Source organism: Paracoccus sp. SCSIO 75233 (assembly GCF_027912675.1).
Taxonomy (GTDB): domain Bacteria; phylum Pseudomonadota; class Alphaproteobacteria; order Rhodobacterales; family Rhodobacteraceae; genus Paracoccus.
Genome location: NZ_CP115757.1, coordinates 3,036,143 through 3,053,391, shown reverse-complemented (window position 1 = coordinate 3,053,391; position 17,249 = coordinate 3,036,143). Strand labels below are relative to the sequence as shown.

Genomic DNA, 17,249 nt, shown 5'->3' with positions numbered 1-17,249 from the left:
AATTTTTAAAGCTGTATGTAAAACAAACTATAATCGCTAAGGGCGTCGAAGCGACGATTAGCATAAAATTATGACAGCAGGCATCCCAACCCCATGCAAACACAGTACTTTTCCGGCATTTTATACAATTGGCACGCGGCGCAGCCTTATACTCATTAATGTTTTTTATTTATTATCAGCTAGTTGCATTATGAGAGTCGATTTCTCGTGTTATACGATGTCTGAACTGACGCAGCGTTATCCTATAGCTTGGTATTGCGTTCCCTGAACGCAAATCGGCCCGGAAGCGCCTATGGTCTGCAGCCAGCAGGCGATCTCCAATGTGGATTTGTGGCCCAACTCAAGATTACGGCAATAAGAACAACCAAGAATTCGCGGCTGCCGCCCGGTTAATCAGCAATTTGTATCGCATTTACTAGGCCCCGGCCTCACTCTTTTTCATCGCCAGAACAGGGCAGTTGCGGGAAGAGCGATGGCTAAAAAAGGTTTCCGGCATCCGTTGTATAGGGTTGCCACGTATCTCCTGTTCTTAAACCTGCCGAACATGATCTCAATACGATTAGGGCGTTTGTACCGGCACTTATCGTACTTGACCGCCTATTTGCGGGTGTTTCGGTCAGCGATACGGACCTGTATCTCCTTGTATTTAAGCTCGCCTCCGAACCGATTAGCGTCACATTCCCCATCTGCGAGTGGTCACCCCGCCTTTAGCAAGGTAACCAGCGGCGGCCCTGTCCCGGTGCAATCACTGACCTTTCCGGTCAACACAAAAAGCCTTATCGGCCGACCCGTTGCATCGGTGATTGCGCGCAACTTGGTATGACCCCGCCCTTGGCTCGGCCTATCTGGCGGGCGTGTCCCCTTTTGGAGCGTCAGAGCTGAAAGCCGCACGGTTCACTTTCAGATAGGTCGGATCCATCACAACCGTCTTCGGTTTCGATGTCACAGCGCGGTTCCCTGCGCCACACACGCGCGATAGCAGTCGACCATTCCAGCGCAACGACTAAACCAGCGACGGCTCCCGCATTCGTTGCAACTCACTTCATCTAAGTAACAGCAAGGTCCCGATGTACCGACGGAAATCGAAATCCACCTGTTTCACATAACTCGCTATTGAGTTATAAATATTGGCCGACCAACCTTTGCTTCATCGTTTGCGGACAACCTGCGGGAACGAAAGATCATTTAAATGGCTATGCAAAAATCTGCACCCGATCCCCAGACACGTCCCTCTGTCGTGGCGCGAAAAGCTTCAAAAAAGCAAATCCGCGACCCGGAAAAGGCCAAATCCGACCTGCTGGCCTCTGCCATAAAGGAGTTTGCTGAGAAGGGGTTTGCCAACGCGGGGATCGAGGCCATCGCTGAGGGTGCTGGTCTTAACAAGCGGATGATCTATCACTACTTCGGCTCCAAGGAGGACCTGTATATGGCGGTCCTCGAAAAGGTCTATACGGATATCCGCGCCAGCGAGGCCCGGCTCGGCCTTGAAGAACTTGACCCGGTTTCGGCAGTGCGTGCCTTGGTTGAATCGACCTGGGAGTATTTTCTGAATACGCCCGAGTTGCTTGCAATTGTCAGCTTGGAAAATACGCATCGAGGGGCATTCATTCGGAAATCGGAAACAATCCGCTCCAGCACGTTTTATCTGCTGAACGCACTGGGGCGCATTCTTGATGAGGGTGCCAAGCAAGGCATCTTCCGCAAAGATGTAGACCCGATACAGTTGATGCATTCCATTGCCGGGATGTCGTTCTACTACATCAATAATCGGTTCACCAACGCAGTCATCTACAACGTCGATCTCCTGAGTGAGGAGGCGCTTGCCACCCGCAGGAAACAGATGGTGGAAATGGTTCTGGCCTATCTCAAGCCTGATTCTGCCCTCGATTGAGGCCCGGACCCGAGCTTCACATCCAGCAAACAAACGAAACCGACCCCTCTCTTCAAAGGGCCGGTAGCTTGCTGGCGGGGAATGAACTTAGCCCGTGGTGACCCATCGTTCGGCTTGAGGCATGTGGTTGATCTGGAGCGACTTCATTTCGCAGTACTCGTCGACCCCGAAGCGACCGGTTTCGCGTCCGATGCCGGATCCGCGATAACCGCCCAAGGGCATTTCAGGTATGCCCTGAAGTGCGGCATTGACCCAGACCCGGCCGCCTTCGATGCGGCGACCGCATGAGAGCGCGGTATTCAGGTCGTTCGTCCAGATGTAGGCAGCAAGGCCGAAATTGGTTGAGTTGGCGAGCTTGATGGCCTCTTGTATGGTTTTGAAGCGAAACACCGATAGCACCGGACCGAAGATTTCCTCCTGCGCGATTGGGGAATCTGATGGCGCATTGGCGATGATCGTCGGCTGGTAGAAAAGACCATTGCTCGTATCGCCCTCACCACCCATCAGAATCGAGGCACCGGAATCGCGCGCTGCCGAAACATAGCGGTCGATTTGGTCGAACTGCGCCTCGTTGACGATCGCTCCGATCGCGGTTTGCGGATCGAAAGGGTCGCCGACCTTCAGGTCCTGCGCGCGGACAATGAGTTTTTCCAGGAATTGATCTGCAATCTTGTCTTCGACGATCAGGCGTGACCCGGCAATACAGCACTGGCCGGCGTTGAAGTTCGACCCTTTCAGGACGCCATCAATAGCGGCTTCCATGTCGCAATCGGCAAATACGACAGATGGCGACTTGCCACCCAGTTCAAGCGACAACTTCTTGGTGGTCTCGGCCGCGGCATGCATCACGATCTTGCCGACGCGCGGCGATCCGGTAAAGGAAACCATCCGCACCGATGGATGTTCGATCATCACCTGACCTATATCGTGACCGTGACCGGAAACTATATTACAGGCGCCATCCGGAAGGCCACATTCCTTGAGGTATTCGCCCAGACGCAATGTGGTGGCCGAGGTGAACTCGCTGGGCTTCACGACTGTCGAACAGCCTGCGGCAAGGGCAAAGGGTATCCGCTCCGATGCAATCAGCAGCGGGAAATTCCAAGGCGTAATGATGCTTACAACGCCGATTGGCTGACGCAGGATCATCCCCATGCGGTCCGGGCCGAGATTCGAATAGCTGTCGCCGTGCAATGTGGGGGCGAGGCCAGAGGCATATTCCCACAGGTCGGCAGAACCCTCGACTTCGCCCAAAGAGGCCTTTAGTGGCTTGCCGGTTTCCAAAGTCTCAAGATATGCCAACTCTTCAGCGTCGCGGCGGATGCAGGCGGCGACTCCGGCGAGGATCTTGGCCTTGTCCCCGCCATACGATTCAGCCCATTCGCCAGAGAGGAACTGTGCCTCTGCTGCCGCTATGGCATCTTCGGCGTCCTCCGCCGTCCCGCGCGGCGCGATGGTCACGACGCCCTTTGCGGCCGGGGTCTCGCGTTCTATGACTTCGTCGTTACGGGCGTCACGCGCTACGCCGTTGATCCACATCTTGCTCCTGATTGGATTGTTCAGCGCGTGTTCAATTCTCTTACCAGCAAAAGACACTGCGGTCTCCTTTTCGGGTTTGTCGATACGGCGCCTCTTGCCGCCGCGGATGTCATTTCATTTGGTGTGCGGATCGAACCGACCGCCCGCTTTCAGTCAGCCTACCTGACCCATGTCATGATATGGTCTGCGACGGCGACGAGCTTGTCACCGACCCTCACCTCAACCTTCGAGGTTGACCGCGCACGCTCGGAATTGAAATTGGTATAGGCATAGTGGATGGTGATTGTCTCGCCGATCCGAACGCCGCTGAGAAAGCGAACCCGGTCGTAGCCAAGCGATACCGGCACACCCCATGCCGACTCTCGCGCCTTTTCGCAGGCCATCGTTGAGCAGGCCGACATATACCCGACCAAAAGTGCGCCGTGCGCGATCCGCCCGCCATAGGCGGTCTTCGCCATTGCCTCCTCGTCGACATGGTTAGGAGACAGGTCACCGGTAATACCTGCGAACAAGTACACATCGGATTCGGAAACCGTCTTACGGAACTGGAATGTGTCGCCAACCGTGATTGGTATCTCGTTCATCAGGCTATTTCCTTTTCGAGAGATGTCGTAAAGCATGCCGCAGGCATCAGCTTTGGCGACCGCATGATTGGTTTGAAGTCCATCTGTTCGAGCACGTCTTTGTACACGTCGATACCCGGTGCGTATTCGATCAGCTCGACACCCTCAGGGGTCAGCTGAAATACCGCGCGCTCGGTGATGTAGAGTACGCGCTGACCCCGCTTGACTGCTTCGGCACCGCTGAAGGTTACAGTGTGAACATTGGCGACCGCCTTGTGGATTGCGCCCTCCCGCAAGATGCACAGCTTTCCGTCCTTCAACGCCAGTTCTGCGCCCTTCCCATTGAAGCGACCGCAGAAGATCACCTGCTTCGCGCCTTGAGCTATGTCGATGAAGCCACCCGGGCCGCTCAGACGTCCCCCGAGATGCGAGACGTTCACACAGCCATGAGAGTCGAATTCACCCATTCCGAGGAACGACTGGTCCAGACCGCCGCCAGAGTAGAAATCGAACTGCGCTGCCGAAGATACGATGGCGTTAGGGCCAGCCGAAATACCGAAAAGATTGCCGCCCAAGAGGACGCCGTTGTGAAGGCCCTGTTCAACGGTACGCCAGTAGTCCTCGGAGTGGGGATCTCTTGCAAGGATTGCCGCGACATCCGCAGACATGCCGAAGCCAAAGTTCAGAATGCCGCCGCGCATCAGCTCCTGTGCGCCACGCCGTGAAACGATCAATCGCGCGGCGTCGTCGGGTTCCGGCGCGTCCTGGACCTGATTTGCCTTACTAAGACCTGCATAGAGGCCATCGTAGTTCCGCAGATAGGTTTGCCATTGATCCGGCACGACATGCACATGATCAACAAGCTGCCCCGGAATCAGCACTTCGCGCGACCTGAGTTCCGATGACGGTCGCTCCTCGCGGACCTGCGCGATTACCTTGCCACCAGAGTTATGTGCGGCCAGTGCTATTTCGTAGCCGTCCATGGTAGAGCTCGCCCCGCTCGGCGATTTGGCCTATCAACGCGGCTTTGCGGGTGACACCTATAACACGATCTGGCACATCGCCCAGCTTCTCGGAGACCGGGTGCAGGCCGGTTTTGTGACGCGCGTCGGCTGTGACGGGCTTTCCGACAGCTTCGTTCAGGGGATGGCGGCAGACGGTCTTGATATTTCCGGTGTGTCACGCGATCCGAAGCACAATATGGGACTTTACCTCATCGAACTGGATGGGGTGGAGCGCAGCTTTCACTATTGGCGGGATATGTCTGCTGCCCGTCACCTCGCCGACGATGCCGATGCCCTGGCCGCAGCCCTGAAGGATGTGGGTCTTATCCATGTCTCCGGCATCACGCTTGCGATCCTGCCGCCTTCATCCCGCAAGACCCTGTTCACAGTCCTGACCGGGGCGCGTGCTGGCGGTGCCGTCATTTCGTTTGATCCCAACATACGCCCGCGGCTCTGGACGTCCCGTGAGGAGATTCATGAAACCGTTTCTCAGATGGCCGAGATCACCGATATCGCTCTGCCAAGCTTTGACGACGAATCCGCGATCTGGGGCGATGCCACCCCTGCGGATACTGTCGCGCGGTTCGCAGCCCTTGGCGTGGCCGAGATAGTGGTGAAGAACGGGGCGGCATCGGTCGTGGTTGGGCAGGACGGTCAGCTGTCGGAATTTGCGACACCGGCGGCGGATATCGTCAGGGACACCACCGGCGCAGGCGATTCCTTCAATGCTGGCTATCTTTCAGCGCGTCTGCAGGGGGCGGCAACGGGTAAGGCAGTACAGATGGGCTGCGCCTTGGCCCGTGTCGTCATCCGCAACCTCGGGGCCCGCGCCCCGAAGGACGAGATTACCAGCTTAGCCCTCTGATGTTTATGCTCGACCAGCCGCCTGCGCAAGCGATGAGCCTTTGAAGACGCCGCGGGCTGATCGCTAACTGGGCGGCCAGCGGATGCCTGTGATCAGAAAACGGGCATCAGAAAATCCACCACTTTTGCGGCCAGCAGTTCTCATCGAAAGGCTGCATCTCGCCGTGTCTGTCAGACTGCTTTCCACTCTATCCGGTGTACACCAGAGGAGTGCTACAGAATTGGAAAGATGACAAAATTGTAATGATTGCCCGCCAGCTCATGCAATGATCATGGGCCATACCGGTGTCATCGGCGGCGCATTCCGCGCGGCCTTAAAAAAGGAAAGACTGATGAAAACGACCCTGATCCTCGTATCTTCGATGACACTGGCTTTGGTCGCCGTCCCGGCAATCGCCGCGCAAACCAGTCCGGCGGTGTACAAAGCCGCGAACACCGGAGGCCCTGCATATTCGCGCGCCGTAAGCGATGGCTCGGAAGCCGCCAACAATGTCATACGTGCCAGCGATTTCGTGATTGATGCGGATCGGCTTGATGAGCTGAACGATCGTTGCGACGAACTGGGCCATGACGATCTCGACGACTGCTTGGCTGAAGAAGACTTTGAAATCAACGATGCCGCATGTGACGACGAAGCTGATGATGCAATCGAAGGCTGCTATGAGGAGTTCGCCGATGACTGTGCTGAGGCGGGCTTCGACAATCTGCAGGATTGCGTCAATTCGCTTGAAGGCGATGAAACCTGACGCAACCAATGAGACCGTTGACAAGCGGGCTCAAACGCAACGAGGGACAGAGGCGCATAGCGTCTCTGTCTGTAACCTGAGTATCTGATGAATATTTTGCTGCTGGAAGATGACAAGGTGCTGGCGGAGTGGACCATCCGCTCGCTCAGCAATTCAGGCCATGTCGTCGACCATCTGGAGGATGGTCGTTCGGCGCTGATCGCGGCCACGACGCGTGATTATGACCTAATCATTCTCGATCGCATGGTGCCGGAACTCGACGGAATGGCTGTGTTGAGGACGCTGCGGGCGTCGAAAGTGGCTGCGCCGGTGCTGATGTTGACCGCGCTTGGCGATGTGGAAGATCGCGTCGAGGGGTTGGAGGCAGGTGCCGACGATTATCTGACCAAGCCCTTCGCGCAGTCTGAGCTGCTGGCCCGGGTCATGGCGCTTGGGCGGCGAAACCTGGCGGCTGAGGCCACGGAACCGAGCTTGCTCCGATACGCGGATCTGGAGCTGGATCTTTTGAGGCAGAAATGCCGCCGTGCGGGGCGGGCACTCGACCTCAATCCCAAGGAATTGCGGCTGATTGAGGCCTTCCTGCGTGCCCCGGGCCGTGTGCTGACCCGGACCATGCTGCTGGAGCGGGTCTGGCAGCTGAACTTCGATCCCGGCACCAACGTGGTCGATACCTATGTCAGCCGGTTGCGGGCCAAGATTGACCGTCCATTCCCGGTGGCGCTGATCCGGACCGTGCGGGGGGCGGGATATGTCCTTGGAGATTAAGCGGATGTGGCGGATGAGCGCGCTGCATCTGTCTGCGACGCTCTGCGCGATCTTTGTGGTCCTACTGCTGATCAGTGGCTGGGCAACAAACAGGACCATCCGCACTGAGGTACGGGCCGAGATCGACGCCGGTCTGATCGAACTGGCCGAATCCGATGCCGCCGAGTTTACGGTGGCAAGCGATGTCATCAGCCTGTTTGCCGGCGACAATGAAGAGGGTGCCGCGTCCTTGACCGAGGGATATCTGGCACCGGATGAGACCGTTCATGGCCAACTGCGCCGCGATATCTTCGATCAAACGGGCTTTGTGACATTGCCTGCGTCTGCACTCTTTACCAAGGCAGGCATTGCCGAACTGCGTCAGGACTGGCGCTTTCCAAGCGAAGAAGCACTCCAGCCCGAGGCAGAACTCTGGCGGGTCTATGTGGTGCCGCTGGCTGGCGGGCGCATGGCGTATCTGGAGGAAATCGAGGATTTCGAGAGTGTCCTCGCCGTAATCCCCGGGGTCGTGGCCGGTGTCGGTATACCCGCGATTGTTGCAACATTGCTTGCCGGGTTGGGACTGGGCTGGCGTCAGCAACGACGCCTGGACCGGATCAGCAGCGGGCTTGCGCGCATTGCCGATGGTGATTTCAGCCAACGCATCGCCCCGGCCCGCCTTCGCGACGATCTCGATCAGGTGATGTGGGATGTGGATGGCGCGGCAACCCGGTTGCAGGGCAGCTTCGACCAACTCAGGTATTTCACCCAGCATCTCGCGCATGAATTGCGCACGCCGCTCGCGCGTCTTCGCGCAGCCATTGAGGATCTGGGCGACAGCCCCGCCATGCTCACCGTTCTTGATCGCACAGATGAGGTGATCCGCATCTTCGACGCCGTGCAGCGTATCGCCCGGTTGTCGGGGCGGGACGGGAGAGCCGGTATGGGCGAGGTTGATCTCGGGCAGGTTGCACAGTTGATGGAGGATCTGTTTGCAGAAATTGCAGACCACAACGGCCAGAGATTGCAACTGCGCCTCAGCAACCCCGCCATTATCCGGGGCGATCAACAGTTGATTGCACAGCTTGTCTCAAACCTCGTGGACAATGCTGTGCGTCACTCCGGGGCGGGATCGACCATCACGCTTGCGGTCGAGGGCGATCAGATAACGGTTACAGATACCGGGCCGGGCGTAGAGGCGGAAAAGCTGTCGCGTCTATGCATGCCCTTCGATCAGCTTGGGAACGACCAGACGTTCGGTATGGGTCTGGGATTGGCCTTGGTGCGTGCAATTGCCGACTATCACCGTGCGACAATGTCCGTCGGCAAGGGTGAAAGCGGCGGACTTTGCATAGTGGTGAGGTTCAGCCAACGTGAAGGCTCGTCATTTGGGCGAACATTGCCTCAAACAGCAAACGAGGTCGTATCGATGTAGCGAGCAGCTTGATCACACGAGCTTCCCTACATTCAAACGGATAGGTCGTGCCAAAGACGACGACAGCAGACCCATACTCAAAGACAGATCGCTACACCGATTACAATTCGTCATCCGGATGGCCGATATCGACGAACCAACCGCCCAGATATTTGACCGCAGGCGCTTGCGGATCGGGGGTATCGGTTTTGGCCTCCATCGCTTCACGGAAACGCTCAGTATTGTCAGCGGGTCGATAGCCCAGATGTCCGGCCAGCCGATTATCAACTGGTTTCAAGCTGTTATCCGAGATGCCGAAACTGACCGAGAATCCCACGCGGGGAGCCGTCAGCGCGGCGCTGACAAGCCGGACACAATCGTCGAAGGAGAGCCATGACCACAGCATCCGCCGGTCAGCCGGCTCCGGGAAGGACGAGAAGATCCGCAGCATCGCACTTTCGATCCCGAACTTGTCCCAGTAAAGGCGGCCAAGATCCTCGACGAAGCACTTCGACAATCCGTAAAGGCTGTCAGGGCGATGCGGAGCCAACGCGTCGATATGGCTTTCGAGTTCGTGATAGCCGATGGCATGAACTGAAGAAGCATAGATAACGCGTTTGACGCCGTGCTGACGCGCCCCTTCGTAGATGTGGTAGCTGCCCCGGATATTGGAATTCAGCACCTCATCCCACGGGCGTTCATGTGGGGCGCCTCCGAAATGGATGATCGCATCGACACCTTCGCAGGCGGCCATGACGGCAGCCATATCGGAAAGATCAAAGGTCAGAACTTCCTCATTCGGCTTCTGGTCCTTGATTTCACTGACATCGGCCAGTCGCAGCTTTTGCGCCAAAGGTGCCAGGCCGCGGCGCAGTTCGGTACCAAGCCGACCTGCAGCACCGGTAATCAGGATGGTGTCATAGCGCGGTTTCATTAAGCGTTCTCCTGAGCAGGTTTGAGTGCACCGACGGCACGGCCAATTCGTTCTACTGCGTCGCTCAGGACTTCGTCTGAAGTTGCCGTTGAGATGCGGAAGAAGGGCGAAAGGCCGTAGGCTGATCCGGGAACAGAGCCTACATGACCGTCGGAGAGAAGATAATCAGAAACATCCGTATCTGTAGCAAGGGTTTTGCCCCCGGGAGTGCGGCGTCCGATCAGATCGGCACAGCCGATATAGGCATAGAACGCGCCTTCCGGGGCGGGAAGCTCCAGCCCGTCGATCTTGGCGATGCCCGCGACCACCAGATCGCGGCGGCGCTGAAACGCCTCGCGAAATTCTGAAACGCAATCCTGCGGCCCGGTCAGCGCTGCAACCGCCGCCGCCTGCATGGGGGCCGCAACAGATGTGCAACTTTGGCTTTGAACAGTGCCCATTGCCTTGATCAGCGGTGCCGGTCCTGCGGCATAGCCGACACGCCAGCCGGTCATCGCATAGGACTTCGAAACACCGTTCACGATCAGCGACCGGTCTCGTAGGTCTGGGCAGGCCGTGCCGAAGCTGACGAATTCGCGACCGTCGAAGATGATATGCTCATAGATCTCGTCGGACAGGATCAGTACCCGCGGATGTTTCGCCAGCACGTCGCCAAGCGCCTGCATTTCAGCTTTACTGTAAACAGCGCCCGAAGGGTTCCCCGGCGCGTTCAGGAACAGCCATTTGGTGCGCGGCGTGATGGCGGCTTCCAGCACATCGGGCGTCAGCCTGAAGCCTGCTTCCGCGGGGCATTGCGGTGTCACGGGCACGCCGCCGAGTAGTTTCACCATCTCCGGGTAGCTGACAAAATAAGGCGTCGGCAGGATCGCCTCATCGCCATCGTTCAGCGTCGCGAGAAGAGCATTGAAGATGATCTGCTTGGCACCATTGGCAACTGCGATCTCTTCCGGGCGATAATCCAGACCGTTCTCGCGCCGGAATTTTTCTGCGACGGCTTCCCGCAGCGCGAGCGTGCCTGTCGAGGCGGTGTAGAGCGTTTCACCCGACAGGGCGGCATCGTAAGCCGCTTTGGAGATATGTTCAGGCGTCGGGAAATCCGGCTCTCCCAGCCCGAGGTCGATCACATCCACCCCGGTCGCCGCCAGAGATTTCGCGGCCTGCGAGGCGGCCATCGAGGCCGAGGGTTTCACCACCGATAGCCGTTCAGCGACATAGCTCATTGTCCGTCCTCCGTCACATATCCTCTGAGCACGTCAGTGCTGCGTGCCTCATTGCTGCGCCGCGCGGGATCGCCGTAGCCGCCGCCACCCGGAAGTTTCAGCATCAGCCGGCGACCGGGCGGGACGTGTTGCCAGCCTTTTGGACGCATCCTGGTGCCATCGTCCAGCATGACAGAGCCGGGCGTGCCGTCCTGCCCGCCTTCACGCCCCCGGGGGGCATTTTCGATGCGGTCGAACATGGCGGAAAAGTCGAATTGATGCCCCTCTGCCGCCTCGATCTCGATGACCTGACCGAGACCGCCGCGATACTGCCCGTCACCCGCCGAATCCGGACGCAGTTCCTTGCGCCAGATCACGACGGGGCCGGTCTGTTCCGTCGCTTCGATCGGCATGGTCATCACACCGGATGGGAAGGCCGTGGCCGACAGCCCGTCAAGCTCCGGCCGCGCCCCCATGCCGCCGGAATTGAACATCAGGATTTCAGCATTTCGTCCTTCGCCCCCCGGCAGCGGACGCGCCGAGATATGTATGTTCCAAAGCGCCCCCGAACCTTCGGCAAGGATCCTGCCCGGCAGCGCCTGCGCAAGCGCACCAAGCACAAGATCGGGAACCATATGGCCGAAGACATGCCGCAGGCTGACCGGAGCGGGACGCTGCGCGTTCAGAATGTTGACGGGCGATGAGACGGTGAAAGGCTCCAGCGAGGCCCAGTTATTGGGGATATCCGGTGCAATTACGCATTTCATCGCATAGCAGGCATAGGCCTTGGTATAGATGATCGGGACGTTGATCCCCCAGCGGCTGACCGGATCGCTGCCGGTGAAATCGACATTCACCGTCTCGCCGCGCGTTTCCAGCGTTGCGACCAGATGCACCGGATCGTCATAACCGTCGACCGTCAGCTCGTTGGTCCAAGCCCCCTCGGGAAGCCCAGCGATCCGTTCCAACATTGCTTGTCGGGTTCGCGCGAAGATGAAGTCACCCAGCTTGTCGAGGTTGGGCAATCCAATCTCGTCCATCATCTCGATCAGGCGACGATGACCGACATCGTTACATGCCGCGAGAGAATAGAAATCGCCGATGACCTGATTGGGCTCGCGGATATTGGCGCGCAGGATGCGGATCAGGTCGCGGTTGACCTCGCCCTTCTCGGCGAATTTCATGATCGGGATCTGGATGCCTTCCTCATAGACGGATTTTCCGTCCGCCCCGAAGCCCCGCCCGCCTACATCCACGACATGGGCGGTGCAGGCGAAAAAGCCGACCAGTTCGTCGCCTTTAAAGGACGGTGAAACCATTGTGATGTCGTGGAGATGCCCCGTTCCCAGCCAGGGATCGTTGGTGACATAGGTGTCGCCCGGATACATCTGCTCGCGCGGGATTTCGGCCATGAAGTTCAGCACCGCCTCGGCCATGGTATTCACATGACCGGGCGTCCCCGTCACGGCCTGCGCGAGCATCCGGCCCTGAGGGTCGAACACGCCCGCCGAAAGGTCCCCCGCCTCTCGGACAGAGGTCGAGAACGCCGTCCGCAGCAGCGTCAGCGCCTGTTCCTCGACAACCGAGATCAGGCGGTTCCACATCACCTGCATACGGATTTCCTGTGTCGGATCCACCGTCGCGTCGCTCATTGCTGCATCTCCTTGCGGGTCAGAAGAAGGGAACCGTCGGGCTGCATCACCACATCGAAGGGCGAAGTCACCACGGTCGAGGTCTCACGTTCCGTGATGATCGCCGGGCCGGCGACACGGGCACCGGGCGGCAGATCGCTGCGCTCGATGATGGAGGAGGCGACCATGCGACCCTCTGCCGGATCGAAGACTTCTCGGGTTGTGCCGTTGTGCAGGCCCGGCTTCCCGGTCGTGATCTGGTAGGCCTCTGGTGCGGGGCGCGTGTCCTGCGCCTTGACCGAGAAGGTCACGATCTCAATCTCCAGCCCGTCAAGGCCGTCAATCGCGCGGCCAAAGAAGCGGGCATAAGCCTTGCGGAAGGCGTCGCGGAGCCAATCGGCATCATCCGGCGCAAAGCGCCGGTCAGGTAATGCGACGGGGATTTCCCAGCCCTGCCCGACATAGCGCATGAAGGCGATCCGCTCTCGCTGAATCTGACCGCTGCTGCCTTCACGGACAAATTTCTCTGCCGTCGCGGTCAGATCGTCCAGCAGCGCATTGACGCGTTCCGCATCGAATTCCGACAGTCGCACGACCTGCGAGGTCAGCGCCTCGTATCCAAACGGAGCCTTCAGAAAGCCGATGGCCGATCCAACGCCCGCCCCCGATGGGATCAGGCATTGGTCGATGCCCAGCTTCTCGCATAACCGGGACGCGTGAAGCGGTGCCGCGCCGCCAAATGCGATCATGATATTGTCAGAGATATTCTTGCCGTTCTCGACTGCATGGACGCGGGCCGCATTGGCCATATTCTCGTCCACCACCTCGACAATGCCGAAGGCAGCGGCCTCGGTCGACAGGCCAAGGCGGCTGCCGACATCGCGGGTGATCGCTGCATCCGAATTGGCCGTGGACAGCTTGATTGCGCCGCCTGCGAAATTGTCGGGGTCAAGCTTACCAAGCGCCAGATCGGCATCGGTAATCGCGGGCCGTTCGCCGCCGCGCTGATAACAGGCCGGGCCGGGCTCTGACGCCGCCGATTCCGGGCCTGTCTGGATTCGCCCCATGGCGTCGACCCAGGCGAGCGAGCCGCCCCCTGCCCCGATCTCGATCATCTCGATCACCGGGATCGAGATGGGCATCCCCGATCCCTTGCAGAAGCGATAGGTCCGCGCAACCTCGAAGGTGCGGGCGGTCTTGGGCGCGAAATCCTCGATCAGGCAGATCTTTGCGGTTGTGCCGCCCATGTCATAGCTGACCACCTTTTCAAGCCCGAAGCGCTGCGCCACATCAGCGGCGAAGATCGCCCCGCCCGCCGGGCCGGATTCGACCAGCCGGACCGGGAATTCCGCCGCCGTTTCAACCCCGATCAACCCGCCGCCGGAATGGATCATGAAGACCGGGCAGCCAGCACCCATGTCTTTCAGACGGACCTGAAGCCGCGTCAGGTAATCCTGCATCTGCGGACGAACATAGGCATTCGCACAGACGGTGTTGAAACGTTCGAATTCGCGCATCTGGGGCGAAACCTCGGCGGAGATCGAGATCGGCACATCGGTCTTCGCCGCGATGATGTCGCGCGCGCGGCGTTCATGATCGGCGTTCATATAGGAATGGATGAACCCGATGGCGACCGCGCCGAAACCTTCTGCCGCGATGCGGTCGGCCAAGGCTTCCAGTGCGTCCTCATCCAGCGGCTGCAATTCCTGTCCTTGCGCCCCGATCCGGCCCTTGACGGTAAAGCGGTCCTCTCGCGGGATCAGCGGCGTGGGCAGGCGCAGGTTCAGGTCATATTGTTCGAACCGGCTTTCGGTCCGCATCTCGATCACGTCGCGAAACCCTTCGGTCGTGATCAGCGCAGTGCGTGCGCCGCGACGTTCGATCAGCGCGTTGGTCGCCAGGGTCGTGCCATGAATGACGATATCCAGATCCGCAGGCGTAATGCCCGCGTCCCGCAGAACCACCTCGATCCCGTCCAGAATGGATTGCTCGGGCGCGGTGTAATTTGTCAGCACCTTGGTCGAGAACAGCTCTCCCCGGCATTCAAGGGCAATATCGGTAAACGTGCCGCCGATATCGGCGCCAAGGCGGATCGCGTCGGTCATGGACTGTCCTTTGCGGCTAGCGCGGCGTCGCGCATCTGAGAAAGGGTCTGGCGCGGTGTCAGCGCCTCGGGCGAGATATTCAGCTCAAGGACCGCGCCGGTGTGTGATTCCATCGCGCGGGCGAAGGCCGGGGCGAATTCTTCAGTGCTTTCGACACGCTCGGCGTGGAAGCCATAAGCGCGGGCGAGGGCGATGAAATCGGGGTTTTCCAGCGTCGTGCCAGAGACACGGGCCGGATAGTTCCGTTCCTGATGGGCGCGGATTGTGCCGTAAATCCCGTTATTCAGGATCAGGACGATGGGCTGCTCACCGGCCTGCATCGCGGTGCCGAGTTCCTGACAATTCATCTGGAAATCACCATCGCCCGCAAAACAGACGACGATGCGGTCGGGATGGGCGATCTGGGCGGCGATGGCGGCAGGCAAGCCGTAACCCATTGCGCCGGATTGCGGGGCCAGCAGACGCGCCTTCGGGCCGAAGGGGAAGAACTTGTTCGGCCAGACCGTGAAATTGCCCGCGCCGTTGGTCAGGATGGCATCGTCCGGCAGAACCTCTCGCAGATGTATTGTGACAGCGGCCATATCGACCGGCGAGGGCTGGGGCGGCACATTCAGACTGGCTTCCCAATCCGCCCGCGCTTTTTCGCGCCAGGTGGCCCAATCGCCACTGACCGGCGACAGGGCCGCGGCAAAGGCGTTCGGCCCGGCATGAATGCCGAGGCTTGGCTGATAGATCTTCCCGATTTCCCGGTCCGAGCCATGAACATGAATCAGACGCTGTTTTGGCACCGGCACATCCAGCAGCGTATAGCCATCCGTCGTCATCTCGCCGAAGCGGACATTGACGGCGAGGATCACATCGGCCTCACGGATCAGCGCCTTCACATGGGGCGGCATCCCGACCCCGGCCTCACCCGCATAGACCGGCGAATGATTGTCGAACTGATCCTGATAACGGAACGCAGCGACGACCGGGATGTCGGAGGCCTCAGCGAAGTTCTGCAAGGCATCGCGCCCCGCATCGGTCCAGTTGCAGCCGCCCATCAGGATGAGAGGGCGCTTTGCGTCGGCCAGCAGCTTTTGCGCCTCGACCACTGCATCGGGAGCAGGGGCGGACTCTGCGATCCGGGCCGGGCCGGTCAGGGGCGCTTGATCGGTGAGGCTGGTCAGCATGTCCTCCGGCAGCGCGATCACCACAGGACCGGGGCGGCCAGTCGTCGCAGTGATCCATGCGCGAGAAAGGACTTCCGGGATGCGGTCGACATCGTCGATCTCGACCGCCCATTTCGCCATCGTCCCGAAAACTGCCCGATAGTCGATTTCCTGAAACGCCTCGCGACCCTTCATATCGGTGCCGACCTGTCCGACGAAAATAATCATCGGTGCCGAATCCTGCATCGCGGTATGAATGCCGATCGATGCATTGGTGACACCCGGCCCCCGCGTCACGAAGCAAAGCCCCGGCTGCCCGGTCAGCTTGCCCCAAGCGGCTGCCATGAAAGCCGCGCCCCCTTCGTTCCGGCAAAGCACGAAATCCAGCTTGCCTTCGGTATCATGCAGCGCATCCAGCACCGCGAGATAGCTTTCCCCCGGCACCCCGAACCCCTTACGGCCCCCAAGCGCCAGCAGGCATTCGACGAGAAGCTGACCACCATGTCGCGTCATGTTAACTTGTTCCGTGGACTGCACATCATTCCCCCTCAGATTGCGTCCTCGCACTCGGCCAAAAAACAAAGAAGTGCGACGGATATGAAAGATCGTCTTTGCCAAACCTCGCCGCTAGAAGCGTCCACACCACAGAAGGCAGTTCAGAAACGGACGAAACTGCCTGCTTAGCAAAGACTGGCTTTCAACTTATGCCGGCTCAGTGTCCCATCACCTGCGACAGGAATTTCTTGGTCCGTTCGTTTTTTGGTGCAGAGAAGAATGTCTCCGGGTCGGCGATTTCGACAACCTCACCCTGATCCATGAATATCACCCTGTCAGCAACGCGGCGGGCAAAGCCCATCTCATGCGTAACGCAAATCATCGTCATCCCGTCCGAGGCGAGGCTGACCATGACGTCAAGCACCTCCGAGATCATTTCAGGGTCAAGCGCCGATGTCGGTTCGTCGAACAGCATGATCTTCGGCTCCATGCAAAGCGATCTCGCGATCGCCACGCGCTGCTGTTGACCGCCGGATAGCTGTCCCGGATATTTTTGCGCCTGTTCCGGGATACGCACCTTTTCAAGGTATCGCATGGCAGCGGCCTCGGCCTCCGCACGCGGGGTCTTGCGCACCAGCATTGGGGCCAGAACGCAGTTTTCGAGAACCGTCATATGCGGAAACAGATTGAAATGCTGAAAAACCATGCCGACCTCACGCCGGATCTCGTCGATATTGCCGACATCGTCGTTCAACGGTGTGCCTAGCACCTCGATCAGGCCGGAATTATGCTCCTCCAGCCTGTTTATACAGCGGATCATGGTCGACTTGCCCGACCCGGACGGCCCGCAAACAACCACCTTCTCGCCCTCATCGACAGTCAGGTCGATATTCTTGAGCGCGTGGAAGCTGCCGTAGAACTTGTTCATGCTCTCGATAGTGACGGCGTGTACAGCAGAATTGGTCATCC

The 17,249-nt window shown here is 59.1% G+C and carries 14 protein-coding genes; 5 read left to right on the top strand and 9 right to left on the bottom strand.

The window, feature by feature from the left end; all coding sequences use genetic code 11:
- Window positions 1-1,189: 1,189 nt before the first annotated feature.
- Complete coding sequence (locus PAF12_RS14800) at window positions 1,190-1,891, top strand: TetR/AcrR family transcriptional regulator (protein WP_271107765.1); 702 nt, start codon at window positions 1,190-1,192, stop codon at window positions 1,889-1,891.
- An 87-nt stretch (window positions 1,892-1,978) separates the two neighbouring features.
- Here PAF12_RS14800 and PAF12_RS14795 read toward each other — a convergent pair whose 3' ends face one another.
- The 3 genes from PAF12_RS14795 to PAF12_RS14785 all read right to left on the bottom strand — a co-directional run bounded on the left by PAF12_RS14795 (window position 1,979) and on the right by PAF12_RS14785 (window position 4,976).
- On the bottom strand, window positions 1,979-3,430 hold the full coding sequence (locus PAF12_RS14795; RefSeq protein ID WP_271107764.1) for an aldehyde dehydrogenase family protein: 1,452 nt from the start codon (window positions 3,428-3,430) through the stop codon (window positions 1,979-1,981).
- A 158-nt stretch (window positions 3,431-3,588) separates the two neighbouring features.
- Window positions 3,589-4,014 (bottom strand): MaoC/PaaZ C-terminal domain-containing protein, encoded by a 426-nt coding sequence (locus tag PAF12_RS14790; protein WP_271107763.1) that lies wholly within the window; start codon window positions 4,012-4,014, stop codon window positions 3,589-3,591.
- Window positions 4,014-4,976, bottom strand: coding sequence for a hypothetical protein (locus PAF12_RS14785; RefSeq protein WP_271107762.1), 963 nt, complete (start codon window positions 4,974-4,976; stop codon window positions 4,014-4,016). Before PAF12_RS14785 ends, PAF12_RS14790 begins: the two co-directional genes overlap by 1 nt.
- Between PAF12_RS14785 and PAF12_RS14780 the strand changes: the two genes are divergently transcribed.
- From PAF12_RS14780 to PAF12_RS14765, 4 genes are all read left to right on the top strand, one after another.
- Complete coding sequence (locus tag PAF12_RS14780; protein ID WP_271107761.1) at window positions 4,975-5,862, top strand: sugar kinase; 888 nt, start codon at window positions 4,975-4,977, stop codon at window positions 5,860-5,862. The two genes, PAF12_RS14785 and PAF12_RS14780, sit on opposite strands and share 2 nt — an antisense overlap.
- A gap of 271 nt (window positions 5,863-6,133) precedes the next feature.
- Window positions 6,134-6,607: a hypothetical protein gene (locus tag PAF12_RS14775; protein WP_271107760.1), complete on the top strand. Its 474-nt coding sequence runs from the start codon at window positions 6,134-6,136 to the stop codon at window positions 6,605-6,607.
- Between the two features lie 87 nt (window positions 6,608-6,694).
- On the top strand, window positions 6,695-7,372 hold the full coding sequence (locus tag PAF12_RS14770) for a response regulator transcription factor (protein ID WP_271107759.1): 678 nt from the start codon (window positions 6,695-6,697) through the stop codon (window positions 7,370-7,372).
- Complete coding sequence (locus PAF12_RS14765; protein ID WP_271107758.1) at window positions 7,356-8,786, top strand: HAMP domain-containing sensor histidine kinase; 1,431 nt, start codon at window positions 7,356-7,358, stop codon at window positions 8,784-8,786. The genes PAF12_RS14770 and PAF12_RS14765 overlap by 17 nt, the downstream gene beginning before the upstream one ends.
- Before the next feature lie 100 nt (window positions 8,787-8,886).
- Here PAF12_RS14765 and PAF12_RS14760 read toward each other — a convergent pair whose 3' ends face one another.
- The 6 genes from PAF12_RS14760 to PAF12_RS14735 form a co-directional block, all read right to left on the bottom strand.
- Window positions 8,887-9,699: an NAD(P)-dependent oxidoreductase gene (locus PAF12_RS14760; protein WP_271107757.1), complete on the bottom strand. Its 813-nt coding sequence runs from the start codon at window positions 9,697-9,699 to the stop codon at window positions 8,887-8,889.
- Window positions 9,699-10,919, bottom strand: a complete 1,221-nt coding sequence (locus tag PAF12_RS14755) for a pyridoxal phosphate-dependent aminotransferase (RefSeq protein ID WP_271107756.1) — start codon at window positions 10,917-10,919, stop codon at window positions 9,699-9,701. The genes PAF12_RS14760 and PAF12_RS14755 overlap by 1 nt, the downstream gene beginning before the upstream one ends.
- A complete protein-coding gene (locus PAF12_RS14750; protein ID WP_271107755.1) occupies window positions 10,916-12,550 on the bottom strand; it encodes a hydantoinase B/oxoprolinase family protein in 1,635 nt (544 codons plus the stop codon). Before PAF12_RS14750 ends, PAF12_RS14755 begins: the two co-directional genes overlap by 4 nt.
- The gene (locus PAF12_RS14745; protein WP_271107754.1) at window positions 12,547-14,634 is read right to left on the bottom strand and encodes a hydantoinase/oxoprolinase family protein; all 2,088 of its coding nucleotides are present in this window, start codon (window positions 14,632-14,634) and stop codon (window positions 12,547-12,549) included. The genes PAF12_RS14750 and PAF12_RS14745 overlap by 4 nt, the downstream gene beginning before the upstream one ends.
- Window positions 14,631-16,298: a thiamine pyrophosphate-binding protein gene (locus PAF12_RS14740; RefSeq protein WP_271107753.1), complete on the bottom strand. Its 1,668-nt coding sequence runs from the start codon at window positions 16,296-16,298 to the stop codon at window positions 14,631-14,633. The genes PAF12_RS14745 and PAF12_RS14740 overlap by 4 nt, the downstream gene beginning before the upstream one ends.
- A 199-nt stretch (window positions 16,299-16,497) precedes the next feature.
- Entirely contained in the window at window positions 16,498-17,247 is a 750-nt protein-coding gene (locus tag PAF12_RS14735) for an amino acid ABC transporter ATP-binding protein (RefSeq protein ID WP_271107752.1), read from the bottom strand.
- Window positions 17,248-17,249 lie beyond the last annotated feature (2 nt).